Genomic DNA, 26,580 nt, shown 5'->3' on the forward strand with positions numbered 1-26,580 from the left:
ACAAGAAACGCAACACCGTCGAACGCGCCGTCAACCGCCTCAAAGGCTTCCGGGCTGTTGCCACCCGCTACGAAAAGCGCGCCTACATCTACCTCGGCACCGTCACACTCGCAGCCCTCGCTATCTGGCTCCGGACATGATCCGAGAAACAGCGCCTAGGTGCGCAGGGTGTGCACGGGGTCGGTGGTGCTGACGGGGTAGGGCGCCGGCCACAGAGCTGTTCGGGGACAACAGGGCGCCCCGGGTGTCGCCGTATGCGGTAGCGACCACACCTGGCGCATGGACTCGCTTCCCGTTTTCGCGCCCATGTTGGCCATCGCCGGGAGCCTGCCGCGGCAATTGCATCAGCCGCACCCGGCCCCGGAGCTCCTCCTCGACCGTCAGTCACTCATGCAAGGAACGCAGCTCATCCGCCATTCCTGCCCCGTGATCGCGACGCTCACGTTCATCCTCAGCTCCCCTGCAACCCGTAAGGCAGGACGGTCCTTACCCACCCGCAGGCGAAGGCCCGGTCTCTGCGCTCACTCCGGCTGCCACGCCACAGGGCTGCCAACATTGGCAGGATTCCGTTGCCCGCGAAGCGACTTGAGAATTCGAGCTCGTGACCTGATCCTTTTGACACGCGTTGATGGTGCGTAAACCGTGTGCCGAAGCGGCCGCACGAAAGTTGTGAATACGCTACAGGCATACGTCGGCCCGCTCCCGTAATGGGCTCAGGAGGCTGCATGCGTCGACCGTTTCACCGGCTGGGGACGCCGACCCGCCCCTTACAGTTGCCAGCCAGAACGGCTCGATTTCCCCCCTCCGCTTGAGCACGCCCACTTCGGGGTTCGCTCACAGTGCTCTTCTTCCACAAGGCGACCGCGGAACGGTGCGTAGGGTCGAACTCTGAGCCGCACGGCGGAATATGGCGTTCCCTGGCAGGGTGCCGAGACAGAGCGGATGGACGAGACACTGGACGCCGCACCAAGCCATCCGCTGAACGCCGCGACATCGCGGGGCTCGCGGACCGGGAAGATGTGGTCGTGGCCCGCGAACTCGTACTCCGGCGGGCGGCCGATGCCCTGGCGGGTCGGCCGGGTGGCGTCCTCGCCGATGCCGGAGGTCGAAGTGGACTGGGCGAGGCCCCGGATTCCGAGCTCGCGCAACAGGGCATCGACGGCAAGGACCTGGCGGTCGATGCCGGTGTGATGGTCGACGAGTATCTGCGCGGCGGTGCACCAGGCAAGGGTGGTGCGGTCGACCGAGACGGAGTGGCCGCCGGCCCACCGGTCGTCGGGGTCGGCGGCCGGTGCGGCCACTGCGGTAACCGCACCGCGATTCGCACGCCACTCCGTTCCGGCATCCGCTACGGTCCATGACAAGGCACGTACGCACTCCACCGCTCACCTGCGGCCCGTCGGGTCTCTCCCCCAGACCTACGTACGCCCGGCTCTGCTAATGCCCCACTACGCCGGGGCAGTAGCACGGCCGCCTCATATCACTGTGGCTTGCGGCTCGGCCCGGCGGCCGCGGTTGGACACCACGGCACAGACGGCGAAGGTCACACCGAGCAGACCGAAGATGATCGCCAAGTTGCCCTTCGTCTGGATGTCGGCCTGCCGTGCCACAGTCTCCCTTTCCCAAAGCGCCGCACCCTGTTGATTGGCCGACTGGTACTCGAAGAGGCACTTCATGTACGGCTGAGTGGGTGCGGCGTCGCGATCAGCCTCGCAGTTGGGTTCCTTGAAAAGAATCGACGTGCCTCCGAGTTCGCCCAGTGGCTCATCGGCCACCTTGGAGGCCGCGTCCAACGCGACCGCCGACAAGATCACCGCCGTGATCAAGCTGATCATGGCCACGACGATGCACAAGACGGTTCCGGCACTACGCCCTTGGGATGTCATGCACTGGAGAGTATCGACACACGTAAACAACCGCCCCACCAACCGGACTTACTGACCAGTTCGCCGGATGCACCCGACTCGTCCCTGCCGGCGCCACGCCCGCCTGCGGTGAGGTGAACCTCGACCTGGGTGCCTGTCTGCACCTCGCCGCGGCCACAGTCCCCGTGCAGCGCTGGAACCCACCCGCCGTGCCCAACGACCGACGAGCTCCGCCGGCGCAGGCGGCGGGACCTGAAGAGGCGGGCGAAGACGCCCGTCGGGCCTGCACTCCGCCGACGAGCCTGCCCCCGCCCTACAGAAGAGGCGCCGAACCCACTCACCCGGTGCGGCGCCTTCTCCATCTCCCCGCTCTTGTCAGTGGGGGCAGGCAGTTCATCTGTCCCGGGGGTTCGGCACACGGGGGCGCAGGCCCGCAGTTCGGTCGGCTCGGTGAGGAGACCCCGGTCGTGGGTGAATACACCGAGTGACCGGTCCGTGAGGAGCTGTGCTCCGCACAGGGCGCAGTTCCGTACCTGTGCCTGGCCGAAGGTCAGCCGTGCCAGATCGCAGAGTTCGTCGGGCCGTGCCCTGGTGCGTGGTCCCTGGAATGTGACGAGTGCCCGCTGCAGGGCACTGGTGCTGGTGAATGTCCTGTTTGGGGTCAGCAGCCATTGTGGGCCGGGCGGGGCCTGTTTGTGGTCGGGCGGGAGGACGACGTGGGTGGCAACGCCCAGGGCCGTGGTCCGGGGGACGGCCCAGGTCCGGGTGGTGCCCGGCGGGACGAGGAAGTACATCGTGCGGCCGGCCGGGTCCATGACGGTCGGTCCGGCCGCGGCGCCGAGCTGTTCGTCACGGCACGGGTCGTAACAGCGGGCAACCTCCAGGCCGAAAGTGAACCGGCGCTCCATCGACGGGAGCTTGCTGACATCGACACGGTCGGCCAGGCGAAGCCCTCGACCGCGTCGCCGTCGGTCATGTCCACCGAAACGGCGTGCAGTTCGGTGTTCGTGCGCCCGAACACCGTCCAGAAGGTGTTCCCCTCTCCCCCACCTGCTCCGCCAGCGGCGCCACGCTCCCGGTCAGGTGTTCACGGGCGGCCCACGAACGGCCGGTTCGGGCCTCGGCCACCACGGCGACCAGCTCAAGAGTGCCACGGACTTCGGCCACCCCGGCCGTCTTGAGCGTGCGGCCAAGCTCGTCAGCGGCACCCATCGCAACCTCGGCAGCTTCCGCTTCCTGGCCCGGCCGGGAGAGCAGTACGCGTCCCGGATTCCACCGGGCAGCGGCGATCCGCAGCGGATCATCCGCATCCTCGGCCTCCCGAAGCGCCCGGTCGGCCACCATCAGCGACAGGTCGAGCCGACCCACTCTGCGGCAGTACGAGCGCAGCAGCCCGTACAGGTCGGCAGCCGCACTCGCGCGGGAACGTCCCGGGTCCGGGCCAAGACCCGGATCATCTCGCCGTCGTCCGCCACATCCTCGACGACCAGCGCCGGGAGCCCTGAAAACGCCTTTCCCACAGGGGAGTTGACATCTCGCAAGTCGACGACGCCCGTCACCTGCCGTCACCACCGACTACGGAACGGAGTCGGTGAGGTGCTCGATCGCATCGGGCGGCAGCTCCACGCGTATCCGGGGAATCCGGCCGCGCCAGGTCAGGAACTTGAGCTGGGCAGCGAAGCCCAGGCGTCCGGGGCGCCGGTCAATCGGCGGGGACGACGTGGTCGCCGGGCGAAGCCACGCCGGGCAGGTCGTATGCGGTGGCAGTCGAAGAGTTCCCACAATCAGCGGCCCGGCCGCGGCGCCGACGCCTCCCTCGGCGGTTTCCCGCCCCGGCCTCGGTCTCAGGGGGCGAACTTGTCCGGGCGAACAGACAATGAGCGAGGGATCCTGCCGCGGCTGTGGCGGGATGTGTGGTTCCGCGGTCTGGAGGTTGTGGGAGATGGGATACATGCGGCCATGACGGTCGAAGAGCAGACTTCTGGCGTCCGTGCGTGCCTCCCCGTCGGGGGCTTCAGCCGCCACTCCGGGCCGGTGGAGCGCACCGATCCGGCAGGGCCTCCGACCGTCCCGCCGCCCGGCCCGCAGGACGAACTGGTGTTGATCCGGAACGTGGTGGCGCGGCTGAGAGTTGCCTACCCCTTGGTCGACGCGTCCACCGTCGAGGCGGCGGTCAGGACCGCGTACGACCCGTTCCACCAGGCCAGGGTCAGAGCATACGTCCCGATCCTGGTCGAGCGCCGGTCGCGGAGGGTGCTGCGTGCCGCATGCCGCACCGCTCCCGGTCAGGCCATCGACAGCAGAGCGGCCCCGGGACGCGCCCCGCTCACCCCGGACCAGAGAAGGGCTGATCGTGATGTCGGACGAGAGAGCCGAGCGCATCGCGGACTTCATCGGGCCGCTCCGCGTGGAACCGGGGTCGAAGGTGCGCCTTGGCCGGGACTTCGATCCTCGCTACAAGGCAGGTCTGAAGAAGCGGGGCGGGATCGAGCTGCTCCGGACCGGAGTGTCGCTGCTCGCCGAGTACCAGGAGCGGCTGGCCGCCCAGAACACCTACGGCGTACTCCTGTGCCTCCAGGCCCTTGATGCCGGTGGCAAGGACGGAACAATCCGCCATGTGATGAGCGGCGTCAATCCCCAGGGCGTCCGGGTCAGCAGCTTCAAGGTGCCATCCGCCGAGGAACTCGACCACGACTACCTGTGGCGCTACGCCCAGCGCCTGCCCACGCGCGGTGAAATCGCCATCTTCAACCGCTCGCACTACGAGGAGGTCCTCGTCGTACGCGTCCACCCCGAGAACCTGGTCCGGCAGAAACTGCCGGACGACGCGCGCGGGCCGGACATATGGCAGCGTCGTTACCGGGAGATCAACCACTGGGAGCGCTATCTCACGGACAACGGGTTCAAGGTGGTGAAGATCTTCCTGAACCTGTCCAAGGAGGAGCAGCGCATCCGCTTCCTGAAGCGGATCGACCGGCCGGAGAAGAACTGGAAGTTCTCCGCGGCCGACGTTCGCGAGCGGCGCCGGTGGGACGACTACCAGCACGCGTTCTCCGAGATGCTGTCGGCCACGAGTACGAAGTGGGCGCCATGGTACGTCGTGCCGGCGGACCGGAAGTGGTTCGCGCGGATCTGCGCGGCGGCGATCCTCGCGCACACCCTGATGGACATCGATCCTCACTACCCCGATGTCGGGGAAGAAGCACGCAAGGACCTACTCGTCACCAAACGTGACCTGGAGCAGGAGGCCCCTGCCAAGGCACCGGCCGATCCGTACACAGATCGGCATCCATCGGCCGCGCGGGCCGCTGGGCGGAAAGACCGGCCGAAGAAGAAGCGCGGCTAGGACCTGCCGGAGCGGCGCGCGACCGGCCCGGACGCGTCCACGGCCAGGGATCGGAGGCAGGGCGATGACGGTGCGTTCGAATTCTGTGGGAGAACAGCCTCCGTCTTCTGGCGACGGCTGGTACGCGCACGCTCCTGAGGAAGTTGCAGCGGCGTTCGATGTCGATCCAGCGGTCGGTATCTCCGCGGCACGGGCCACGGAGCTGCTGACCGCGCACGGCTCGAACTCGCTGCCCGAGGAGAAGCGGCCTGCGGCCTGGCGCCGGTTCCTCAGGCAGTACCGCAGTTACATGCAGATCGTCCTCGTGGCCGCGGCAGTCGTCTCGCTGCTCATCCATGAGTGGACCACCGCGATCCTGCTGATCGTCCTGACCCTGCTGAACGCAGTCGTGGGCTTGCGCCAGGAAGGAAAGGCCGAGAGCGCGATGAACGCGCTGCAGTCGATGATGAAGGCGACGGCACGGGTACGCAGGGACGGCACGGAAGCCGAGATCCCCGCCGAACAGCTGGTGGTCGGCGACATCGTGCTCATCGCCGCCGGGGACCAGGTGGCGGCGGACGGACGCATCATCGAGGCCAGTGCTCTGCAGATCGACGAGTCGGCGCTCACCGGCGAGAGCGTCCCCGCCGCGAAGGATGCCAGCACGCTGGCGGGCATCCGGCCGGCGCCCGGCGACCGGACGAACATGGCCTTCATGAACACCCCGGTCACCCACGGCAGCGGCGTGCTCGTCGTCACCGCGACCGGCGCCGCAACAGAGGTCGGCAAGATCTCCGGGATGCTGTCGGCCACCGAGAAGGAGGTACCGCCGCTCACCAGGGAACTCAACACCCTGACGCTGTGGATCACGGGGGCGGCGGCCCTGACCATGATCGTGATGTTCGCCCTGGGACGCGGGCGGGACCAGGCCTGGGACGTGTTGTTCGTCAGTGCGGTCTCGCTGGCCATCGCCGCCATCCCCGAGGCCCTGCCGACGGTGACCCAGGCGATCCTGTCCGTCGGCAGCCTCAACCTGGCGAAGCGGAACGCCATCGTCAAGGAGCTGCCGTCGGTCGAGACCCTGGCGTTCACGTCGGCGATCAACTCGGACAAGACCGGCACTCTGACCATGAACCAGATGACCGCCGTCGAAGTCGTGAGTCCCACCGACCGGTACACCGTCTCGGGCACCGGCTACGGGCTCGACGGGAAGATCCACCATGCGGCGGGGTCCTCCTCGGGCATCGAGGAAGCGATTGTGCCGTACGTGGTGGCCAGCGACGCGAAGCTGGTGGACGGCAAGGTGGTGGGTGATCCCACCGAGGGCGCGCTGCTGGTGCTCGCACACAAGGCCGGACTGGACATCGACGCCACCCGGGAGGGTCTTCCCCGGCTCGCCACGCTGCCGTTCGACCCGGCCTACAAGCTCATGGCAACCTTCAACCAAGCGGTCGACTTCTCCGGGCGGCAAGTCGTCCGGTGCTTCGTCAAAGGCGCGGTCCCGGCGGTGACGGCGCGGGCCGCCACCGCGCTCGCGGCGGGCGAGAACATCCCATGGGACGCCGAACTGATCGCGCGCGCCGACGCGCAGACGGAGCGGATGGGCAGCGAGGGGCGCCGGGTGATGGCCGCCGCCACCCGTGATCTGGACCCGGCCGGCTTCGATCCGGGCGGCGACCTCCTGGCGTACGTCACCGAGCTGCGGATGACCAGCCTCGTCGGCATGGTCGATCCGCCCCGCGAGGACGCCAAGGAAGCCGTGGCCGGCGCGCAGGCGGGGCACATCCGGGTCCGCATGGTGACCGGTGACGACGTCACCACCGGCGCGGCGATCGCCCGGCAGCTCGGCATCCCCGGCGAGGCGGTCCTCGGCGCCGACTTCGCCGCCATGAGCGAGGACGAGCAGCTCGCCCGCATCGACGGCATCGGTGTGGTTGGCCGCGTCGCACCGGAGCACAAAGTACTGCTCGCCGACACCCTCAAGAGGAAGGGCGATGTCGTGGCGATGACCGGGGACGGCGTCAACGATGCGCCCGCCATCAAGGCCGCCGACATCGGTATCGCCATGGGCAGCGGCACGGACGTGGCGAAGAACGCCGGACGCATGATCCTCTCCGACGACCGCTTCGCCACCATCGTCTACGCCGTGGAGCAGGGCCGGAGAATCTACGACAACCTCACCAAGTACATCCGATTCGTCCTGCTCCTGCTCGTCACCTTCGTCCTGACCTTCCTCGGGGCCACCGTCTTCAACATCGCCGGCGGTGAGCCGTTCACCCCGCCGCAGGTGCTGTGGATCCACTTCGTCGTCAACGCCTCCTTTGGCTTCGCGCTCGGCTTCGACCGGGAGAGCCCCGGACTCATGCGACGCAGGCCGCGTCCACGAGGGGAGTCCGTCCTCACCCGGCCCGTACTGGTCACGGTCGGACTCGGCGGAGTGGCGATCACCGCCCTCCTCCTCGGACTGATCAAGCTCGGTCAGACTCACTTCGACAGTACTGAGACCGGTCAGTCGATCGCGTTCACCGCGTTCGCCCTCTGCCTGATCGTCGCCGCGTTCGAGTGCCGCAGCGAGACGGACTCGGTGCTGACGACGTCCGTCTTCGACAGCAAGCAGATGAACTGGGTGGCACTGGCCCAGTTCGTAATCGCGGTCCTGGTGACCCAGATGGACGGTTTCCGCCGCGTCCTCGGGACGACCGAGATCAACGCGCGGCAGTTCGGCTGGGCGCTGCTGGCCGCCCTCGCGCTACTGCTCCTGTGGGAACTGGGCAAGTTCCTGGCCCGCCGCTCAAGAGACACCTGATGCTTGGAAGTCATCTCGATTGGTTACGTGGGATGTTGGCCGTGGCGGGGATTGTCGAGCGGCCGGTGGCGGATGAGTTGTGGGAGTTGTGATTGCGCCTGCGACCTTGGCTGGTGGGCCCTCCCGGGAGTCCCTGACGGCTCCCGGGAGGGGTTCAGCGGGCTTTACGGAGGTGCTTCCGTATGGCCCGCCGAGAGCCCTCCCGGAGGTCCCTGACGGCTCCCGGGAGGGTGCTTGTCGGGCTTCTGGAGGTCAGTTCCAGAAGCCCGTGTGGATCTCGCGGGCCTCGGGGAGGTCGATCGGGCCGACGACCGGGAGGTCGCGCTGGCCGGCCCTGAAGACCTCGCGGCACGGGAGGGACATGGTGGGGTTCTCCTCGTTGGCGCCGGTCAGGTCGAGGAGTTCGTCCTCGCCCAGCGCGTAGACGACGCGGCCGATGTTGCCCCAGTAGATGGCGCCGGAGCACATCGCGCACGGCTCGGTGCTGGTGTAGAGCGTGCAGGTGCGCAGGAAGTCGGCGTCGTACTTCTCGGTGGAGAGGCGGACGAGGTTGGTCTCGGCGTGTCCGGTGGCGTTGCGCCCGGTGGTGACGGTGTTCTCCGCTTCGAGCAGGATCTCGCCGTCGGGGCCGGCGAGGAGGGCGCCGAAGGGGTGGTTGCCGGCGGCGCGGGAGCGGCGGGCGATTTCCACCGAGGCGCGGAGGCGGGCGAGGTCGGTGTCGGTCGCGGGCGTCGTGGCGGGGACGGCGGTCATGCGTGGATCTCCTTGGAGGTGTCGGTGGAGCGGGGTGTGGCTCGGGTCCGGGAGTTCCGGGTGAGCATGTAGTGGAGAAGCCCGGCCGTCAGGAAGGCGACGGCCGCGGCGCAGGCGCCGAGGGCCGGGTGGCTCTCGGCGATCGGGCCCTCGAAGACGCCGGGCTGGCTCATGAAGGGGACCGCAGCGAGCAGTCCGAGCAGCCAGGCGGCGAATCCGGGCCCGAAGTTGCGGGGCGTGTCCTCACCGGGAACACCCCGGACGAGGAAGCGTTGGACGAGCATCACGGCGAGCCAGGGGGCGATCCAGTTGCCGAGGATGATCAGGAAGTTCTCGAAGGACTTCCAGTAATCGCCCTGGCCGGCGAACCAGCCGACCGTGCTGCCGAGGCCGCCGACAACGAGGACTGCCTGCCAACGGGCCATCCGCACCCCGGCGATCAGCCAGGCCAGGGCTCCGGAGTAGCAGTCCAGGCAGCTGGAGGTGATCGTGGAGATGCCGAGGGCGAGCATGGTGACGGTGGCCAGCGCGCCGGGCAGGACCTGGCCGACGAGGTCGGTGGGGGTGCCGATGAAGGCGATCGTGCCGATGGCGGCGCCGAGGCTCGCGATCCACACCGAGCCGAGCCAGGTGCCGGTGAAGGCGTACAGGAACAGCTTGCGGGGCGGGGTGTCCGCGGGCATGTAGCGGGTGTAGTCGGCTGCGTACGAGGAGAAGCTCAGCGCCCGCGCCGCCTGGACGGCCACCACCAGGGCGAAGGCGCCGACGAAGCCGAGCGGGCCCGCCTTGACGGCGTCGAAGCCGGAGCCGAGGTCGCTCTCGGTGTACCCGTAGAGGGAGACGCCGATGAAGAGCAGCGGCAGGACGAGGGCCATCGCCTTCTGCACCAGGTGGATGAAGCCGTAGCCGACGAGCGCGATAGCCACCTGGGCGACGGTGACGAGGGCGAAGGCGGGTCCGAAGCCGGTGCCGATCAGGGTCTGGACGGCGAAGGCCCCGAGGATCGAGTTGACCGCGAACCACGCGCACGCCTTGAAGAAGACCAGCACGGCCGGGATCGCCGCACCCCGCCGGCCCAGCGGCAGTCGGGTCTGCACAAGCAGCCCGACGCCCTCGGGCGGGCCGAAGGTCGAGGTGATCCCGATGGCCGCCGCACCCACGGCGCTGCCGACCACGATCGCGAGCAGGGCCTGCGCCCAGCCGAGCCCGAAGGCGGCGGTGGCGAGCATGCCGCTGGTGAGGCTGGAGAACTGGACGTTGGAGCTGAACCAGAGCGTGAACGACGAACCCGGTCCGCCTTCGCGGTCGTCGGCGGGTATCGGTTCGACGCCGGAGGTCTCCACCGTGGTGGCGGAGCGCACCGCGGCGGAGAGCCGCTGTGTGAGAGGGCCTGCTGAGGTCATGTCGTGCCCCCTTCCATCATTCGTAGGAAGTCAGGGATTCCGGAGTGCTGCAGCAACGGCAGTACACACCCGTCGAACAGGCCTCTGGCAGCGTCCATCGCTGTGAAACAGTGGCGAAGATCCACCCTCCTTTCCTACGATCGTCGGAGACGGGAATGGGAAGGCGGGACACTGTGCGCGTACGGGACCTGCTCGGGGAGCCAGGGCTGCGGCTGGAGCTGCTGACCCCGGGCGTACCGCTCGACCGCGAGCTGCGCTGGGTCTACACCACCGACCTGCTGGAACCGGCCGCCTTCCTCGGCGGCGGCGAGCTCGTCCTCACCAGCGAAGGCTGGTACCGCACGCCCGCCGACTGCGAGACCTTCGCCGCCTCCCTCGACCAGGGCGGGGCCGCCGCCCTCGTGGCCGGCGACCTCCTCCTCGGCGAGGTGCCGCCCCTGCTGGTCGAGGCGTGCGAGCGCCGCGGCATTCCCGTCCTGGCCGCCCCGTCCGAGATCTCCTACGGGGCCCTCTCCCGCACCGTCATCGAGCGGATCAACCGCGAACGCGGCCGGGAACTCGCAGACGTCCTCGGCCGTCACCGACGGCTCGTCGCCGCCCTCGTCGAAGGCGCCGACCTCGGCGGCCTGGTCGCGATGCTCGCCACCGAACTCGACACCGACTGCTGGGCACTCTCCGTCGCCGGGCGCCTCCTCGCAGGCGCCGACGACGCTCTGCCCGCCACGCTCCGCACACAGCTGGCGGTCCAGGCACTGCGGGCACAACAGCCACCCGTCTCCGACGGGCACACCCTGCTGCCGATAGGACGTCACGGCGCCGGCGGCGGCCACCTCGTCATCCGCGGCACACCGGCCGACCTCGGCGCGGACAGTCTCGGCACCGCCGAACAGACAGCCGAACTCCTCGCCCTTGGCGGCGCCCGCCGCGACGAACGCCGCCGCACCGAACAACGCTTCCACGCCGACCTGATCGCCCTCGTCGACGGCAGCGCTCCCCCAAGCACCGTCCACGCGCGCCTGCTCACCGCAGGCATCTCCCCCGACCGCCCACTGCTCGCCCTCACCGCCCTCACTCGCGGCGCCCTGCGCCCCTGGGACCTCGCCGCCGACCTCGCCGAAAGCGTCATCGACGAGACCACCGGCGCCAAGGCCGTCGTCGCCGGCGGCGAACACGGACTCACCATCCTCGTCTCACTCCACCACGAGAAAGACAGCGAACCCCTGACGGAGCTCCTGCGCACCCGCCTCACCGCCTTCGAACCCGCCGCCGACGGCGGCCGGATCGCCTTCGGCCTCAGCGCCACCGCCCCGGACGCCTCCGGCCTCGACCGCGCCCTGGAAGAGTCCCGTCACGCCGCCCGCCTCGCCGCCCTGCGCCCCCAGCGGCTCTCCCTCGTCACCGCAGCCGAACTCGACTCCCACCTACTGCTCCTCGCCGGAGTCCCCGCCGAGATCCGCGCCTCCTACCGGCACCGCCTCCTCGGCCCCCTGGAGGCATACGACACCGAACACGCCGCCGACCTCGTGCACACCCTGACCGTGTTCCTGGGCGAGAACGGCGCCTGGCGGACCACCGCGGCCGCTCTCCACATCCACGTCAGCACGCTCCACTACCGCATCGGCCGCATCGAACATCTCACCGGCCGAGACCTCTCCACCGCCCGCGACCGCGTCGACCTCTACCTCGCCTGCGCCATCGACTGAAACCTCCCCGACGATTCGGGGGAACTGTTCTCACCCCGCGTAAGAGCGGGGCATCCATCAGCTTTGCCACCGGGGCGGCCTCTGATACTGCCAATGAGAGGAGCAACCGGGGCGAGGACGGTCGGCCCGGCGCCGACCACGGACCGGATCAGCCGTCACCAACGGCTCGATCAGCTCCCCTGTCGCATCATTGATCACCGACCGGACAGGCGCCTCAGGTCGAACGGCCGGCAGATTGAGGAGACACGCTCCAGTTGAGGGCGGGGGCGGTTCACTCGACGGTCCAGGTCTCGGCTCAACTCGCCGCACGGGCGTGGGGGCCGGCAGGCGCTGATGTCGCGGTGATCAGCAACTGTTGTTCACTCGTGGGAGTCTGCTGCGGCCACTCCCGCGGGTGATCGCCGCCGGATTCCGCCACTGCGCTGATCAGCCGGACCTGGCGTCGGCCCGGTGTGTTTCCGAACTGCCTGATGCGGTCCAGGTCTGCGTCGAGGACGGCCATGTCCGGGTGGTCTCGAAGCTGCTGCTCGCGCGCCCGGTGGGCGAGGTCGGCTGTGGGGCGTCGCGGACGTCGTCGGCGCTCGTGCCGGTGACCATGGCGTTGCCGGTCAGTTGCGTGTCGTCGAGGCCGTTGTACCGGTTGGCGGGGGGGCTTGGCCGGCGGCCAGGTCGTGAGCGTGACTGAGGCCTGTCGCAGCGAGCTTTTCGTACAGCCACTGCCGGAGCGGGGTGTTCTGGCCGTGCCGGGCGGGGTCGTAGTTGTCGTACTCGGGGTCGTCGTAGCCAGGCCCAATGGGCATAAGGGGTCTCTTTCCTGTTCCCGATCGGACGAGGTCTGCGCTGGTCAGGGTGACCGCGAGCGCGATGTGGAGGACGGCGCTCAGGCAGAGTTCCACCGCCGTGCTCGGATCGGACGCGATGCACGCCTCCTGCGGTGCCGGCAGACCGGTCGGCACCGCGGAGTCGACCGCCTGGCCGAGGACCTCGTCGGCGGCGAGTTCGCCGCCGGCCACCAGTTCGCTCAGCCGGCCTCCCTGCGGATCGTTCCGCCACCGCGGGGCCATCTCGTCGCCGGCACCCGTCAGGTCCATCACGGCGGCCTGGTGCACCGTCGGCTCAGGCACACCGTGCTCACCCGGCGGACCGGGCTGCTCCACGAGTTGCTGGGCTTGTGCCACGGCGCACCGTGCGGCATACGTCCGCCGGGTTTCCTGCCGCTCCCGCGCCACCGCGGTCGGCCACCGGGCTTCGTCCTCGGCGTGGGTCCGGTCCAGCAGAAGTCCGGCACTGAGGCTGACCTGGATGCACGGCAGAAGGTTCGCCTTCAAGGCCTCCTGGCCGGGCGGGTCGGCGGCGTCCGGCCGATACACCGCGCCCGCCGCGTCGGCACGGGCGGCCGGCGTTCACGCCGGTCGATCGGCCGGGCCGGGCCGGATCGAGGTGGACCACGGAGAGGACGGCACGACGCCGGGCACAGTCTGCGCAGACACCTTAAAGGTGTTGATGCCGCCGTCTTGCTGCTGAACGCGGGGACGTGAGTCCCCCGCCCTCCGCGCGCAACCTGATGCGGAGGTTCAGCAATGTCAGCGCAGCGATCACCTGGTGGATCGACAGCCCGGTCCAGTCGGACTGCCCGATGCAGAGTCGGCCGGGCCGCCCGCGGCACGGCCTTGCAACTGCCTGCCGGGTCAACCGTCACCCTGCTCGATGTCCAGATGGATCGGCCCCCTGAGAACGGGGCTGCGCCGGTACGGCGGCGGGTCGGCGACCAGCCTGGGGCGATCGAGTCGGCGTACCAGCTCGGTCAGTGCGATGTGGGTTTCCCTGCGGGCCAGTGGGCCGCCGAAACACAGGTGAATGCCGCTGCCGAAGCCGAGGTGCTGGTTGTTGCGCCGATCGGGGTCGAAGCGGTCGGGATCGTGGAAGCGGTCTGGATCGCGGTTGCCCGAGGCCAGCATCAGCATGATCCGCGAGCCTTTGGGGATCACGGTGTCGGCGACGGTGATGTCGCTGTACGCCACCCGCCAGGGAATGATGTGTACGGGGGGCTCGTAGCGCAGCAGTTCCTCGACCAGAGGCACGATCAAGTCTGGTTCGCTGCGCAGTCGTTGCAGCACCTGCGGGTGGCGCAGCAGCGTCAGCATGCCGTTGGTGATGAGGTTGACGATGGTCTCATGGCCGGCGACGAGGAGCAGCCTGGCCGTGGCGACGATTTCGGCGTCGGTCATCCGCCCGTCGGGCCCGTCGTCGTTGGCCAGCCGTGACAGCAGACCGTCTCCCGGCCGGCCATGGCACCGTTCCACCAGCTCGCCGAGGCGCTGGCACAAATCCTTGCGGGCCTGTACGCCCTTGTCCAGCTTCTCCTTCGGGTCGGTCTCGGGGTTGTAGTCGATCGAGTTCATGAGGTCGTTCACCCACTGGTGGAACCTTGGCTCGTCCTCGCGTGGCACGCCGAGCACGTGACAGGTCACGGTTACGGGGAGCGGGAAGGCGAAATCGTCGACGACGTCGATCTGTTCCTTGCCCGCCACAGCGTCGATCAGGCTGCTGACGGTGGCAGCCAGGAAGCCTTCAAGTCCGGTCACCAGCCCAGGGGTGTGCGGGGGGCCGAAGTGGCGCATCACCATACGCCGCGAGCGATCGTGTTCGGGCGAGTCCATGTGGATGAACGACAACGTGGCCCCTTCTTCGTCCGGGGGCATCGAACGTGACAGATTGCGCAGGTCGGAACTCAGATGCGGGTCATTCAGTGTGTCCGTGATCTCGCGGTAGGTGCTGATGACGTAGCTGTCGTCCTCCTGCCGCGCCACTGGCGTCTTGCGCAACTCGGCGTACAGCGGGTAGGGGTCGGCCCGGGCGGAGTAGTCGAAGATCCGTTGCAGCGTGCCAGGAGTTCCGGTCGTGGTCGTCCGGCCTTCCTCCTGCCGATGCCGGTGCTCGGCCGTGACGCGGCGCTCACCCGGATCATGGCCTGCGACGACCACCGTGGCGCCCTGCGTGAGCAGGGCTGGGCAGGGGAAGTCGACGGGCACCGGTCTCACGCCGGCCGGCTGATCCGGCGTGGGGCAGGGGGGCGGGAAAGGAGCAGCCGTTTCGATCAACCGTCGATAGTGGTGCAGCCACTTACCGTTGTTGAAGCTCACGGCAGCCGTGACGCGGCCCCGATAGCCATATGTAGTGACGAAACGATGGTCGTCCAGCGATCCCTGGGTGACGACCACCTCGTCGGCGAAGGTCGGCACTCCGACGGACTTGATATTGACACCGAATTGGATCGACCAGAACCGCGGGATGGACAGGTAGGGCCGACGGTCCGCCTGGGCACTGACCATGTTGTGCGCCGCGACCTCGGCCTGTTCCACCGCGTTGGCCCAGTGCTCCAGCGAGATGAGCCGATTTTCGTAGAGGTGGTTCGGGCAACGTGCCACGTCTCCCGCGGCGAAGACACTGTCGGTGACGCGGCCGCTGAGGTCGAGGGCGCGGCAGTTCGTGTCGCAGGTGATTCCCCACACGCCTGCCGCCAGTTCCGATTCCCGCAGCCACTCGGTGTTGCGGATGCTGCCGAGTGCCACCACTGCCACATCGGCGTCGACCGTAGTGCCGTCGTCGAAGTGAGCACGGCGGAACCGTCCCTGCGCGTCGCCCTCCAGCCGGGTGACTTTGACACCGCAGCGCAGGTCGACGCCGTGAGCGCGCTGTATGTCGGCCGCGACCTCGCCGATCACGGCGCCGAGCGCCCCGACGAGCGGGGCCGGCGCGAGTTCGGCGACGGTCACCGGGATGTCCCGCTCTCGGCAGACGGAGGCGATCTCGGAGCCGGTGAATCCCGCACCGATGACCAGCACACGGGAGGGCCCGGTGGCGAGGGCCCGCTGCAGGCTCTCGGCATGCTCGCGTGTACGTACGACGAACACTCCGTCCAGGGCCGCCTCGGACTCGACGAACCACGGCCGGGCCCGTGCCCCGGTAGAGATCAGCACCCGGTCGAACGGAACCTCGCGCTTGTCGGCGAGACGCACGTGGTTCGTCGCGAGGTCCAGCCCGCTGGCGGGCACGCCCAGCAGCCACTCCGCATCGATGCCACGACGGCGGGGCAAAGCGATGCCCGTGGCCGGCACCCAGCCGGTCAGTACTTGCTTGGACAGGGGAGGCCGGTCGTAGGGCTCGCCCAACTCGTCACCGATCATGGTCAACGATCCGTTGAAACCCTCGTCTCGCAGCGCCTCCGCGGCCCGCAGCCCCGCCAGCGAAGCCCCGACGACCACGATGCGGCCATCGCGCTTGAACGCACGCAGGTTGTCGGCGCTGGTCATGACGGCGACGCTTCCGCCGGTGCGTGCTGCGCCTCCAGCTGGTCGACCAGGATCGCCTGGACCGGGCAGGCCGCCGCGGCACGTAGCACCTGGTCGCGCTGGGCGTTGTCGGGGTTCGGGTCGTACATGAGCGCTTCCTCACCGTGCATCCGGAACGCCTCCGGAGCCAGGAACGCGCACTGCGCATGCCCCTCACATCGGGAAAGATCAACGACAACCTTCACCCCGGCCTCCATGGGGAGCTGGGAGCCGCAGACCCTCAAGCCGGCGTCACTCCGGCACGCAGCGAGGGAGGACTCGGCCACTTCCCCCTCGAAGTGCGAGGGGGTGCAACGCGCTCGTCGGGTCCTCCATGGGAAGAGTTGATCATCGCGGCTGGGACGATCAGCGCTTGACTACATATCCCTGGTTGCGGCTGCATTTCGGTCAAGCAAGCGACACTCTTTTGGAATTCGACGGATACCGTGTGGCACGGTGCGCGGGAATACCGTCACGGAATCAGCGTAACAGCGGCACCGATACCGGCGAGCCCAACATCCTGAGAGACGAACGTCCGACATCCAGCGTTCGCATCAACGGCGCTGGAAAGCGGCGTACCTTGGCAGGGAACCGGCGTACGTGACACAACAGCGAGACGCCGAGTCCGAAAAGGTCGGATCGAAATGCTGAAGCAATTACGGGAACACGTTTTTCTTCGCCGACCCGCACCACGACCTCGTCATGATGGGCACGCTCGCCGACGGGTTCGGCCAGCGACACACAATGGACGAACCGTGAGCCGGTCAAGTGCGTGCGGAACGGCGCGCGAGCCTGATCAACGTTCGCTGTTCGCGGGCTGAGGCGGCCTCTCACCGAAAAACAGGACCGCCCTCAGCCGCGCACGGTGGCACGCAGACGCAGGCCGGCGGTTGCGAGACCTTCGAAGGTGGTGACCTGGTAGCCGGGTTCCGGTCCGGGCGGCTCGCTCACGTGGTAGCGGCGAGCGGTCTGCGCGGTCAGGAGTGTCAGCATCGCCATGGCCAGAGCAGCTCCCTCGCATCCGTGCGGGCCGGTGCCGAAGGCGAGGAAGACCCCGGGTTTCGTCGGCGATCCCGAATCATCGAGCCAGCGCTCGGGCCGGAACCGGTCCGGCTCGGAGTGTTCCCGTGCGTCGCGGTGGGCGGTGTAGGGGCAGATGAGCACGGTGGACCCGGCGTCGATGGCGTAGTCGGCGAGCTGGGTCTGTCGCGTGGCGCGCCGGGTCAGCAGCCAACTCGGGGGGTACATGCGGAGCACCTCGCGTACCAGTGCCTGGGTGTATTGCAGGCCGTCGAGGTGGGTGCCGGTCGTCGCGGCCGGGTCTGCGGGCAGCAAGGCGGCTTCGGCCGCGACGCGGCCCGCGGCCTGGGGGTATCGGGCCAGGTGGAGCAGAATCCATCCGGCTGCCCGGGTAGGTGTCTCGAAGGTGGCGACGGTGAGTCCGGGGAGGCTGTCCAGGATGGCTTCTTCCGGCAGTAGGCCATGGCGGGAGGACGGCCGGAGCATCTGTCCCAGCACGTCGTCACCGAGCCGGCCCGATGAACGGCGTCGGCGGACGATGGGCCGCAAAGCGTCGGTGAAGGCGACTTGCTGCCGTGTGCGGAACCGTCGTGCCGGTGTGGGGACCCAGCGCGGCCATACCCAGCGCGAGGGGCGTACGAGTACCTCCCTGGCCAGGAAAAGCTGCCAGGCGAAGGGCAGCAGGGTGGGAGCATCTTCGGAGAAGAGGTAGCGGACGCCGATCTCTGCCAGGGCGTGCCGGACCGGGGGCAGAATCTCGATGTCCTGGCCCGTGGGCCACTGGTCGGCAAATTGAGCGGTCCTGGGCGCTATCTCACCGATCCGGGCTGCCACCGCCTGCGGGCGTAGTCCGCGCATGCGGGCGGTGTGAGCGTGTGCGCCCTCCTCAGGCGTCGGCGCTCCGCTCGACCGCTTCAGCGGCGGGAAGAGAGGTGAGGATGGTTTGGGGAAGTCCTGCGCGCGGTGCAGGACTGCTTCGCACGGTCCGGCCGCAGCGGCTACATAGACACCCGGCTCCAGCTGCCAGACGTCCCCGCACTCGGCAGCGCCACGGCGCGCCATTGCCAGCCGGTCGCGGCTCCAGGCCGCGAAACCGCCTCCGGGCAACCGCGGCGGCTCGTTCACTCGGCCCATGGGATCGCCCCCGACATCTCGTACCTGTCAGACCGATGTCGTCGACACCATGCCGGCGGGCACCTCGTGGCGCCCGCCGACCGTGCGGTCACATCCTGTCGTCGCCGGTGTGCGTGCCCCAGTTGTGGACGCCGTACGCACCGTAGTTACGGGTGAAGGACAACTTGCCGAGCAGCTTGGCGATCATGGCGCACTCCTCTCGCCTGCCTTCAGCGCTATGCGTATAGGTAACATTTTCTCACTCATACCCCATATGTCACTATCAGGATGTCAGCTGCACGCATGCATATGAGGTGCGCGGCTGCGGACCGGGCCCGCAGCAGGCCAACGTCGCCCCGGCCCGAGCGAGTCCGGGCCGACGTCGCTTACCACGAGGCCTCCGGTATCTCTTGCGACGCCATGGCCTCAAGCGGCTCATGCCTGCCCTGAACTGGCTGATCGTCGGGCAACTCACGTTGCCGGACGTCTTCACGGAGGCAGAGTGTGAACAACTGGTGACGGCAGCGGTCGAGCGCGTCTGAGCGCGATTGCGAGTGCTCGACTGCCCAGCAGCCCAATCGGATCGCGGAACTCACGCAGGTCGCGTACGGCTGTCGGCGCCGGCCTCTTCACCTTCGCCCCGGCCGATGACCGGTCGGACACGGTGAGAACGCTTCGGGCCCGAAGTTGCGTCGGCCGACCGCAGGACGACCCGACGACGGAGACACCCTGGCCAGCAGGCCGGCGCCGCTCAAACGAGGCTCAGAGGAGCTCACGAGACATCTCACGCACCGCCAGGAGCAGCAGCCCCAGGAGCTGCCGGGATTCGGTGCGGGGGGCGCGGCACGGCGTGCGATCAGCTGCCCATGCCATCGGTCTTGCCGCCCCTAGGAGTGCCGGCCCGATTGGACGCAGAGCGCGGCGGGCCGGTGATCAGGAAGCCGGCGAGCGAGGCCACGGTACCGACGGCCTCGGCGATCGCGCTGGCGGTCTTCTTCGGCCACCAGACCGGCTCGTACATGTTCGGCAACGGACCGAGGGCGCCCACGTTCACATACCGATAGAGCAGCACGGCACCCAGGGCGGAGACGGACACCAGGAAGGCGAACGCCCACACCGGCCGCCGGCGACCGAGGAGGAGGACCAGCAACGCGGCCAGGGACGCCACGGCGGCTTCGAGGCGGAACAGCGTTCCCTGGCTGATGTGCCGCCCGACCGGATCGTAGGCATGGGCGAGGTCGGCGTGCACGTAGGCGTTCACTGCCAGGGCGGCTGCGGTCACCACTTGGAGCAGCACGCGGGTGACCGTGTGACGGCGCGGTCGGTCGCCGGTTCCGGCAGCCATCGCTACTGCCCGACCGCGCTTGCCATGGCACTGCCGGGCGCTTGGGGCGCCGGGCCGTTCCCCCCGACCCGGAGGTGGGTGTCCACGCCGAGTTCCTTGTGCGTGTCGATGGGACTCGGACTCCCCTGGGCCGAACTGCTGGAACACGCAGTGGCAGCAGTCAGCGAGGCGAGTGCCAGAAACCGCAGTCCGGCGGGGGCACCACGCGGAGATTCGAAAACGTGCGCGACCATGTGTCGGGGCCTTTCTTCCACGACGAGACTGGCCCAAGTTTCCGATCACGCCAACGCCAACACTCGCCCCGCGCGGGCCATCACTCAGTCAGACGATGATGTGGCCGGGGCGTCGCCACGGATCCTTCGACAGCAGCGTGGGCCGACCTGGTTGTTGTGGGCGCCGGCGGTCTTGATTGAGCGTCGCAGCCTTCGTGGGTCGTAGTCGTCGCTCTTCGGAGAGCTGTTGTGGCGGGTGCAGAGTGGGGAATCTGCTCCAGAAGCTGGTTCTACCACTCACCGAGGTAGCTTCGAGGTGCGCTCAGGACGAGCGGTGGTGATGTACCGCGTCGCGGTGTGAGAGGAGATGCCGAACAGGCGCATCAGGTGAAGCGGGTCGTCGGCCTCGAATGCCTCGTCGCGGATTCGGTCTTGCCGTAGCGTCGGCATCGTGAGTCCGGTGGGCCGGGACGTGGCGGTGAACGTGATGCCGATGGGCAAGTCAGTGGTGTCCACCGCAGTCCATCGGTTGATCAGCGGATGCGGGTTGGTGGTCACCGGCCGGCGGCGGTGTTGTTCACGGAGCCACACGGAGGAGCAGCGGTGGGTGAGTTCGCCCGGGTGGACGACGTGCCGCTTGCCAGCGCGCCGGACGACGATCCGCTCACGGGACAGGTCGAGGTCGGTGAGCAGCAGGTGGCGCATGTCGGTGCCGCTGAGCGAGATCACCCGGGTCGACGTCGAGCGGGCCACTGCCACCCGCAAGGGGGCGCCGGCCCGTTCGATCCGCATCGTCCTGCGGAACGCCTTCCGGGCCCTTCGACAGGAAGGCCCAGGCCGTTGCGGACCTCACCGCCGCACTCCACGTCCGTCAGGCCAACGCCTCCTCCAGCGCGCCCACCTGCTCGGCCACCGGCCCCAGGGTGATCAGCCCGCTTCCGGCCGCCATCTCCCCCGAGGCGGGCAGCAGCTGGGTGTGCGCCCGCTCCATCACCGTGCGGTCGCCCACCGCGATCGCCGCCCCTGCCGTCAGGCACCACAGGGCCTCGGTCATCAGGTCGCGCGGCGGTGAAGCGATGCCGCGCAGCGCTGCCCGCGCTTCCTCCGTCCGGCCGCCCTCGATCAGCAGCAGGGGCCGCACCCACGGCTCGTACGGTCCCCAGTCCGCGTCCGCGTCCTCTTCCGCCGCCGATGCTCCGTGCCGCAGGCGCACTGACAGACGAGCCAGCGGAGCAAGCCCGTGCTCCAGTCCCGGCATGCCCGCGTCGCGCAGCGAGTCGGATGCCTGCGCGTAGGCGGCCTCGGCGGCCTCGCGCGAGCCGGCCGAGGCCGTGCGCAGCGCGCGGTACCAGGTCGTGAACACCGAGACCAGCGGCAGTTCATGACGGTCCGCGAGCTCGTCCACCGTGTCCGCATGCCGGTCGGCCGCCGCCAGGTCCGCCAGCGCACACCGAGCCTGGATCCTGATCAGGTGTCCGAGCACCTCGTAGCGGACCAGGTCGTGGTGGCCGGACAGTGCCACGACCTCCGCGCCGATCCCGTCGCGCCGCAGCGCGAGCCCGGTCCGCCGAAAAGACTGCATGAACGTCCCGTTCAGGGCGAACGCCAGCAGCCCCGGGTCGCCGAGGCGCCGGGCGATCTCCTCGGCCTGCCCGGCGGCCTGGAGCGGCCGGGCCAGCACCCCGGACGCCGCCTCGCCCACGGGCAGGGCCCCGCGCGACTCCACCGCGATGGTCGCCAGCAGTCGGCAGCGCGCCGCGTCGTGGCTGCCCGGTACCAGGGCGCGCAGTGTGCGCTCGGAGGTGTCCACCAGCCAGCGCGCCTGCTCGGGGTCGTCGGAACGAGTCCAGATCGCAGGGACGTCGTAGACCCCGATGACGCGCGCCGTCAGCTCCGGATCGCCGAGCTGCTCCGCGGCGGCGACGGCCGCCACGCGGTGGTGGCGGGCCGCCTCCAGGCCGCCGCCCCCGGTGACCGCGAGGTCGCGCATCAGGCCGACCGTCGACTCAAGACGGGTCCGGGCGCGGGAGCCCAGGGCACCCTCGTAGGCGGCCGTGGCCTGCTCCCATACCCGGTTCACCGAGGCATCGGCGTCCGGGTCCAGGTGTTCGGCCTGCCGCAGGACGTCCTCCTCCAGGCGTCGCAGCCGGGCGCTGGGATCCACGCCGAGCTGGTCGCGGAGCATGGCACGGGCCCGGCGCAGCACGGACAGGGCGTCGGCCTGCCGGCCCGACCGGTACAGGGCCAGGGCCAGCAGCCGCCAGGCGTCCTCGCGCCACGGGTGGTCGGTGACGTGCGCGTCAAGATCGGGCACGGCCTCGGCCGCGCGGCCGAGGGAGATCCGGGCGTCCGCGAGGCGCTCGACGGCGTGCAGACGCAGTTCGGTCAGCCGGGAACGCTCCGAACGCAGCCAGCGCTCGTCACCGAAGTCCGCGAACGCGGGCCCGCGCCACCAGCCGAGCGCCTCGTCCAGCCGCTGGGCCACCAGGGCGGGACCGGCGTCACCGAGTGACTCCACGACCTCCTCGAACCGCCATGCGTCGACGTCGTCCTTCGGTACCCGCAGGGCGTATCCGGAACCTTCGGTGATGAGCAGGCGCGGCGGGGTCCGGGGCGGCCGGTCGGGTTCCAGGGCGCGCCGCAGGTCACCGACGAAGGTGCGCAGCGAGCCGATGGCGTCGCCCGGCGGCTCCTCCCAGAGGTCCTCCGCGAGGCGGACGACGGGCACCACCCGACGACGGGCGACGATCAGCCGGGCCAGCACCGCCCGATGCCGTGGCCCCTTGAGCCGTAGCGGCTCCTTGGCCTCGTCCCAGGCGCTCACCGCTCCCAGCACCCCGAATTCCACGCGCATGAAGCTGTCTGTTCCTCTCCGACTCCCAGCCCCGTTGACCAGGAGAAATCTAGTCGAACCCGCAGGCATTCATTCGGTGCTGATCGGCTGCCCGGAGTCTTGTGACATCGGCCGGGGCGCGACACCGCCACCGCCGAGGGCATGCGGAACATGCCACGCGGAGCAGGTCCGGTCCGTCCGGGTCCGGCACCGCTCATCGAAAGGGTCCCGCCGAGCGGGCGGGGCCCGGGCAACGAAAGGCACCAGGCCATGACACACGGCATCACGGGATTCGAGTACCGGCGCGCAGAGGTGGCGGGCGGCGTCGAGCTGAACGTCGCTGTCGGCGGCTCCGGCACCCCCGTCGTGCTGCTGCACGGCTTCCCGCAGACGCACCTGATGTGGCGGCACGTCGCGGAGAACCTGGCGGTCGACCACACCGTCATCTGCCCCGACCTGCGCGGATACGGCGACAGCGACAAGCCGGCCGAGGAGGGGCCCGACGTCTACTCCAAGCGGACCATGGCGAACGACATCGTCGCCCTGGCCAAGGCGCTGGGCCACGAGCGGTTCGCGCTCGCCGGGCACGACCGGGGCGCCCTGGTCGCCTTCCGGGCCGGCATGGACCACCCTGACACCATCACCCACCTGGCCTGCCTGGACGTACTGCCGACTCTGGACATGTGGGAGGCGCTGCACGGGGTGCAGGCGACTGTGGGCTTCCACCTCTACCTGATGGCCCAGCCGCCCGGTCTGGCGGAGCAGATGATCCAGAACAGTTCGGACGCCTTCTTCTCCTACTTCCTGGACATCTGGGCGAACGACCCCGAGGCCGTACCGCCGGCCGTCCGGCAGATCTACCTCGATGCGTGCCGTGCGGCGGTGCCGTCCATCGTCGCGGACTACCGGGCGTCGGCGGGCATCGACATCGAGCACGACCGGGCCGACCGGGCCGAGGGCCGTCAGCTGGCCATGCCGGTCTCCGTCCTCCAGCAGGACTGGGGCGCGGCCCTGGGCCACGAAGCCGCCGCGCTGTGGGGCGCCTGGGCCGCGGACCTGAACCACTCGACGGTCTCCTGCGGACACTTCATGGCCGAGGAGGACCCCGAGGTGATCGCGAGGTCCCTGCGCGACCTGCTGGCGCGCTGAGCCCGAACAGGAGCAGCGCGACACCGCGCGACATGCCCGCGGCCCGGGTCCATCCCTCTCGGGTGGGCCGGGGCCGCGGGGCGTGGTGGCGCCGTATCAGGTGCTGTGCCTGCACATCCTCGATCCGGAACTCCACGCCGCGCTCCTGGAAGGGGGCTCGGATCGGGGGCGGCGCGCGGGGCACGGATGGCGGCGATCCAGGCCGGGCTGATGCGGGCCGCGGCCGAGGAACGGATCCGGCGCGTGCTGTCTTTCCATTCGCGGGTGGGGGAAGCGGAGGCGATGGCGTCCGGGGTGCCGGCGGCCGCCGCCACGCTGGCCGAGGACGACCCGGAGATGTACCCGCCCGTGGAACAGGTGCGGGCGGACCGGCTCCACAGCGAGCACTCCCCCGCCCACCGCCGCCAGGTCCCCGAAAAGTTCGCGTCCGATTTCGTCGATGGTATTTCTGGTGCTCGTACTGCTCTGCGTGTGCTCAGCTCGGTGAAGGTGATCGGGGCAGGGGTGGATACGGCGGAGTGCAATGGGATGCTTTTCGCGGACGCGCGTGGGTCAATCGTCGACATCGTGCACATGGTCGGGCGTGCCTTGCGTACACGTCCGGGCGCGGGAAACTCGCCACTTTGATCGTGCCGGTATTCCTCGGGCCGGGCGAAAGCGGCGATGAACTGGTGACATCGGACGCCTACAAGACCCTCTCGAAGGTCCTCGGGGCGCTGCGGGCGCACGACACGGACACCTCGTTCCTGCTCGGAGGCAGCGGCGAGGTGGCGGCGACAGAAGTCGGCAGCTATGAGGTGGGGCCTGTGCAGCGCATCGCTGTAAAGCCGCATCGCTCCGGTGGGCAAGCCGTCCCAGTGCCGCCCTTGTGGACCGGAGCCAGTCCCTCATAGCGTTCTCGTGCGCGAGCAGATCCTGCCCCATCTGCACCGGATCCCGCGTACCGGCACCCTTGCTCAGCCGGCTGAACAGCGGATCGGCCTCCGCGGTCTCCTCGATCGCGATCTTCGCCGCGGCCTTGAACGAACGCATGTGGCGCGCGTTCAGGGCGTCGGTATACCGCGAGGTAATCCGCCCAGCTCTTTTTGGCCGTACTGGACCCAGGCGCAGGTGACGCCGGGACGGACACGGAAAAGGGCGCTGACCACGATGGGCGGGGCGGGCGCGCATCGACGTCGACGTCTGCACCCTGCCCGCCACACCCACGACCGCAAAGCCCACCGGCCCACCCACCGGCGCCCTGCCTCGATCGACCACGTTCTGCACGAATCGCACCAGCGACGCAGACGACAGCGCCAAGCCCGCATCAGCCACTACCAACGACGCGGCCACGCGCCACCCGAACCTGCTCAACCGTCACCGCAAAGACCGTTGCAGTACTAGCCGACCGAGAAGGCACCGAGCTTGAAGGAGTCGGCGCAGAGGCTGAAGACACCGCCCGGCGAGCCGTCCGCCTTCATCACGTTCACCGTGGTGCCCGCGTCCTTCGGCAGCGCGACCTCGACCGTGGGCGATTCCGTCCTGCAGGAGAGGCGCGCGGTGCCCTCGGTGTTCACGTCGTTGTACATCACGTCGGCCGTCGCCGTGCCGCCCGCCGGGACGTCGACCGCATCCGAGCCTTCCTCGGAGTTGTCCGCGGAGACCGGCCCGCTGCCCTTCGCCTCATCGGTGACGGTCACGACCGTGGGACCGACGATGGTGCAGGCGGCGCCGGAGGAGTTGGTGATCCTGAGCGAACCGGCGGCAGCCTGCGACTCGCTGGCGTGGTTCGCGCTCTGGCGGAACTGCGCCGAGGTGTTCTGGGTGGTGCAGGCCGCGGTGGCGCCGCCACCGGACGAACTGCCGCCACCGTTCGAGCTGCTCCCGGACGAGCTGCCGCCACCGCTTGAGCTGCTCCCGGACGACGCCTCGGGCGAAGCCTCGGTCGAGGCCGACGAACCGGCGGCGGCGTCAGCCTCGTCGCCGCTGTTGCAGCCGGTGAGCGCGAGCGCGGACAGTGCAGCGAGTGCGCCGGCAGCGGCTATGCGGGTGCGGGTACGAGTGCGCATGAACTTCCTTCTTCCCAATCAACAAACCTAAGAGCCAACTGAGAAGCAGGATGATCCTTCAAAACGCACTGGTTGCATCCGAAGGCACAGTCTCACCAAGTCCGCACGAACTCCGCCCAAGATCGTTGCCGATACCCGCGCCACCCGCCCCACCTCGGCAAACTCCCGCGGCCACCGTCTTTGGCACCGGCGCGTCCTCCCTCGACAGCCGCCGCATCACCGACCGGCCGGCCACCGTCCGCCGGACCCTCACCGCCTGGTCGCTGTCCGGCGGATCACGCTTCGGAGTCGAGGGTCAACGAGAAGGGCCGTGACGTCCAGGCCGAGCAGGTGGCCGCAACGGTCGAGGAGGTCCTCAACCGCTGACGGAGCCACAGCGTGCCCACGGCGGAGTGAATGGGCGGAGGGAGTGAGTGTCCCGGCTTGGATGGCGTGTGTCCGTCTCCCCGCCCACGTGGGGCTTCCGCAACATGGACCTGCCCGGACTTCCGCCGATCGGCACTGAGATCCCCTGTTCCCACCTCGCCCTCAACGTTCCGGTCCGCTACGAGGATCAGCTCCACACCCTCGACTTCCGGGGCGGCATCAAGCACCGCATGGAGGTGAGCCCCGACTACCCGATCAACTCCGTCCGAACGCGGGTCGCCGGGCACCGATTTTCCGCGGAGATCCCG

21 protein-coding genes and 4 pseudogenes are annotated in these 26,580 nt (G+C 69.2%); 9 read left to right on the forward strand and 16 right to left on the reverse strand.

The genetic code is table 11. From position 1 onward, the window contains the following. A pseudogene (locus AADR41_RS26870) lies at positions 1–140 on the forward strand (IS5/IS1182 family transposase); the annotation flags it as partial. Positions 141–767: 627 nt separating this feature from the next. Here the strand turns inward: AADR41_RS26870 and AADR41_RS26875 are convergent. The 3 genes from AADR41_RS26875 to AADR41_RS26885 form a co-directional block, all read right to left on the reverse strand. After that, the gene (locus AADR41_RS26875) at positions 768–1,301 is read right to left on the reverse strand and encodes a hypothetical protein (protein WP_342283980.1); all 534 of its coding nucleotides are present in this window, start codon (positions 1,299–1,301) and stop codon (positions 768–770) included. A 174-nt stretch (positions 1,302–1,475) separates the two neighbouring features. Next, on the reverse strand, positions 1,476–1,835 hold the full coding sequence (locus tag AADR41_RS26880) for a hypothetical protein (RefSeq protein WP_342283981.1): 360 nt from the start codon (positions 1,833–1,835) through the stop codon (positions 1,476–1,478). A gap of 1,002 nt (positions 1,836–2,837) precedes the next feature. Then, positions 2,838–3,233 carry a hypothetical protein gene (locus AADR41_RS26885; protein WP_342283982.1) on the reverse strand — a complete coding sequence of 132 codons (396 nt, stop codon included), beginning with the start codon at positions 3,231–3,233 and terminating at the stop codon, positions 2,838–2,840. A 591-nt stretch (positions 3,234–3,824) separates the two neighbouring features. Between AADR41_RS26885 and AADR41_RS42970 the strand changes: the two are divergent. Then, positions 3,825–4,064 (forward strand): annotated as a pseudogene (locus tag AADR41_RS42970) (three-helix bundle dimerization domain-containing protein); the annotation flags it as partial. Here AADR41_RS42970 and AADR41_RS26890 read toward each other — a convergent pair. Then, complete coding sequence (locus AADR41_RS26890) at positions 4,001–4,141, reverse strand: hypothetical protein (RefSeq protein ID WP_342283983.1); 141 nt, start codon at positions 4,139–4,141, stop codon at positions 4,001–4,003. The pseudogene AADR41_RS42970 and the gene AADR41_RS26890 overlap by 64 nt on opposite strands. An 80-nt stretch (positions 4,142–4,221) precedes the next feature. Here AADR41_RS26890 and AADR41_RS26895 point away from each other — a divergent pair, with 80 nt between their 5' ends. Together AADR41_RS26895 and AADR41_RS26900 are read left to right on the forward strand one after the other, a co-directional pair. After that, entirely contained in the window at positions 4,222–5,211 is a 990-nt protein-coding gene (locus AADR41_RS26895; RefSeq protein ID WP_342283984.1) for a polyphosphate kinase 2 family protein, read from the forward strand. A gap of 64 nt (positions 5,212–5,275) precedes the next feature. After that, complete coding sequence (locus AADR41_RS26900; RefSeq protein ID WP_342283985.1) at positions 5,276–7,996, forward strand: cation-translocating P-type ATPase; 2,721 nt, start codon at positions 5,276–5,278, stop codon at positions 7,994–7,996. Between the two features lie 252 nt (positions 7,997–8,248). Here the strand turns inward: AADR41_RS26900 and AADR41_RS26905 are convergent, their stop codons facing one another. Next, the gene (locus tag AADR41_RS26905) at positions 8,249–8,749 is read right to left on the reverse strand and encodes a nucleoside deaminase (protein WP_342283986.1); all 501 of its coding nucleotides are present in this window, start codon (positions 8,747–8,749) and stop codon (positions 8,249–8,251) included. After that, positions 8,746–10,152: a purine-cytosine permease family protein gene (locus tag AADR41_RS26910; RefSeq protein ID WP_342283987.1), complete on the reverse strand. Its 1,407-nt coding sequence runs from the start codon at positions 10,150–10,152 to the stop codon at positions 8,746–8,748. The genes AADR41_RS26905 and AADR41_RS26910 overlap by 4 nt, the downstream gene beginning before the upstream one ends. A gap of 173 nt (positions 10,153–10,325) precedes the next feature. Between AADR41_RS26910 and AADR41_RS26915 the strand changes: the two genes are divergently transcribed. After that, entirely contained in the window at positions 10,326–11,855 is a 1,530-nt protein-coding gene (locus tag AADR41_RS26915) for a PucR family transcriptional regulator (RefSeq protein ID WP_342283988.1), read from the forward strand. A gap of 608 nt (positions 11,856–12,463) precedes the next feature. Here AADR41_RS26915 and AADR41_RS26920 read toward each other — a convergent pair. The 6 genes and pseudogenes from AADR41_RS26920 to AADR41_RS26945 all read right to left on the reverse strand — a co-directional run bounded on the left by AADR41_RS26920 (position 12,464) and on the right by AADR41_RS26945 (position 18,064). After that, the gene (locus AADR41_RS26920) at positions 12,464–13,183 is read right to left on the reverse strand and encodes a hypothetical protein (protein ID WP_342283989.1); all 720 of its coding nucleotides are present in this window, start codon (positions 13,181–13,183) and stop codon (positions 12,464–12,466) included. 360 nt (positions 13,184–13,543) lie between these two features. Continuing rightward, the gene (locus AADR41_RS26925) at positions 13,544–14,557 is read right to left on the reverse strand and encodes a cytochrome P450 (protein WP_342284007.1); all 1,014 of its coding nucleotides are present in this window, start codon (positions 14,555–14,557) and stop codon (positions 13,544–13,546) included. A gap of 240 nt (positions 14,558–14,797) precedes the next feature. Then, positions 14,798–16,168: pseudogene (locus tag AADR41_RS26930) on the reverse strand (NAD(P)/FAD-dependent oxidoreductase); the annotation flags it as partial. Beyond that, positions 16,165–16,392 carry a ferredoxin gene (locus AADR41_RS26935; protein WP_342283990.1) on the reverse strand — a complete coding sequence of 76 codons (228 nt, stop codon included), beginning with the start codon at positions 16,390–16,392 and terminating at the stop codon, positions 16,165–16,167. The pseudogene AADR41_RS26930 and the gene AADR41_RS26935, both read right to left, overlap by 4 nt. 274 nt (positions 16,393–16,666) lie before the next feature. Beyond that, on the reverse strand, positions 16,667–16,927 hold the full coding sequence (locus AADR41_RS26940; protein ID WP_342283991.1) for a hypothetical protein: 261 nt from the start codon (positions 16,925–16,927) through the stop codon (positions 16,667–16,669). 111 nt (positions 16,928–17,038) lie between these two features. Next, positions 17,039–18,064 carry a cytochrome P450 gene (locus tag AADR41_RS26945; protein ID WP_342283992.1) on the reverse strand — a complete coding sequence of 342 codons (1,026 nt, stop codon included), beginning with the start codon at positions 18,062–18,064 and terminating at the stop codon, positions 17,039–17,041. A gap of 618 nt (positions 18,065–18,682) precedes the next feature. Between AADR41_RS26945 and AADR41_RS26950 the strand changes: the two are divergent. Further along, positions 18,683–18,861, forward strand: a pseudogene (locus tag AADR41_RS26950) (TetR/AcrR family transcriptional regulator); the annotation flags it as partial. A 314-nt stretch (positions 18,862–19,175) separates the two neighbouring features. On the opposite strand, the gene AADR41_RS26955 reads toward AADR41_RS26950, so the two are convergent. The 3 genes from AADR41_RS26955 to AADR41_RS26965 form a co-directional block, all read right to left on the reverse strand. Beyond that, the gene (locus AADR41_RS26955) at positions 19,176–19,616 is read right to left on the reverse strand and encodes a hypothetical protein (protein WP_342283993.1); all 441 of its coding nucleotides are present in this window, start codon (positions 19,614–19,616) and stop codon (positions 19,176–19,178) included. A 557-nt stretch (positions 19,617–20,173) separates the two neighbouring features. After that, positions 20,174–20,581: a hypothetical protein gene (locus tag AADR41_RS26960; protein WP_342283994.1), complete on the reverse strand. Its 408-nt coding sequence runs from the start codon at positions 20,579–20,581 to the stop codon at positions 20,174–20,176. A gap of 166 nt (positions 20,582–20,747) precedes the next feature. Further along, positions 20,748–22,730 (reverse strand): AfsR/SARP family transcriptional regulator, encoded by a 1,983-nt coding sequence (locus tag AADR41_RS26965; protein WP_342283995.1) that lies wholly within the window; start codon positions 22,728–22,730, stop codon positions 20,748–20,750. A gap of 249 nt (positions 22,731–22,979) precedes the next feature. On the opposite strand from AADR41_RS26965, the gene AADR41_RS26970 reads away from it, so the two are divergent. From AADR41_RS26970 to AADR41_RS26980, 3 genes are all read left to right on the forward strand, one after another. Next, a complete protein-coding gene (locus AADR41_RS26970) occupies positions 22,980–23,858 on the forward strand; it encodes an alpha/beta hydrolase (RefSeq protein ID WP_342283996.1) in 879 nt (292 codons plus the stop codon). A gap of 186 nt (positions 23,859–24,044) precedes the next feature. Further along, positions 24,045–24,485, forward strand: a complete 441-nt coding sequence (locus AADR41_RS26975; RefSeq protein WP_342283997.1) for a helicase-related protein — start codon at positions 24,045–24,047, stop codon at positions 24,483–24,485. Continuing rightward, positions 24,482–24,751 (forward strand): hypothetical protein, encoded by a 270-nt coding sequence (locus tag AADR41_RS26980; RefSeq protein WP_342283998.1) that lies wholly within the window; start codon positions 24,482–24,484, stop codon positions 24,749–24,751. The genes AADR41_RS26975 and AADR41_RS26980 overlap by 4 nt, the downstream gene beginning before the upstream one ends. Before the next feature lie 486 nt (positions 24,752–25,237). Here AADR41_RS26980 and AADR41_RS26985 read toward each other — a convergent pair whose 3' ends face one another. After that, on the reverse strand, positions 25,238–25,906 hold the full coding sequence (locus AADR41_RS26985) for a DUF4232 domain-containing protein (protein ID WP_342283999.1): 669 nt from the start codon (positions 25,904–25,906) through the stop codon (positions 25,238–25,240). Positions 25,907–26,580: the final 674 nt, after the last annotated feature.

It is taken from the genome of Streptomyces sp. CLV115, assembly GCF_038448545.1.
In the GTDB taxonomy this organism is placed as follows: Bacteria; Actinomycetota; Actinomycetes; order Streptomycetales; family Streptomycetaceae; genus Streptomyces; species Streptomyces sanglieri.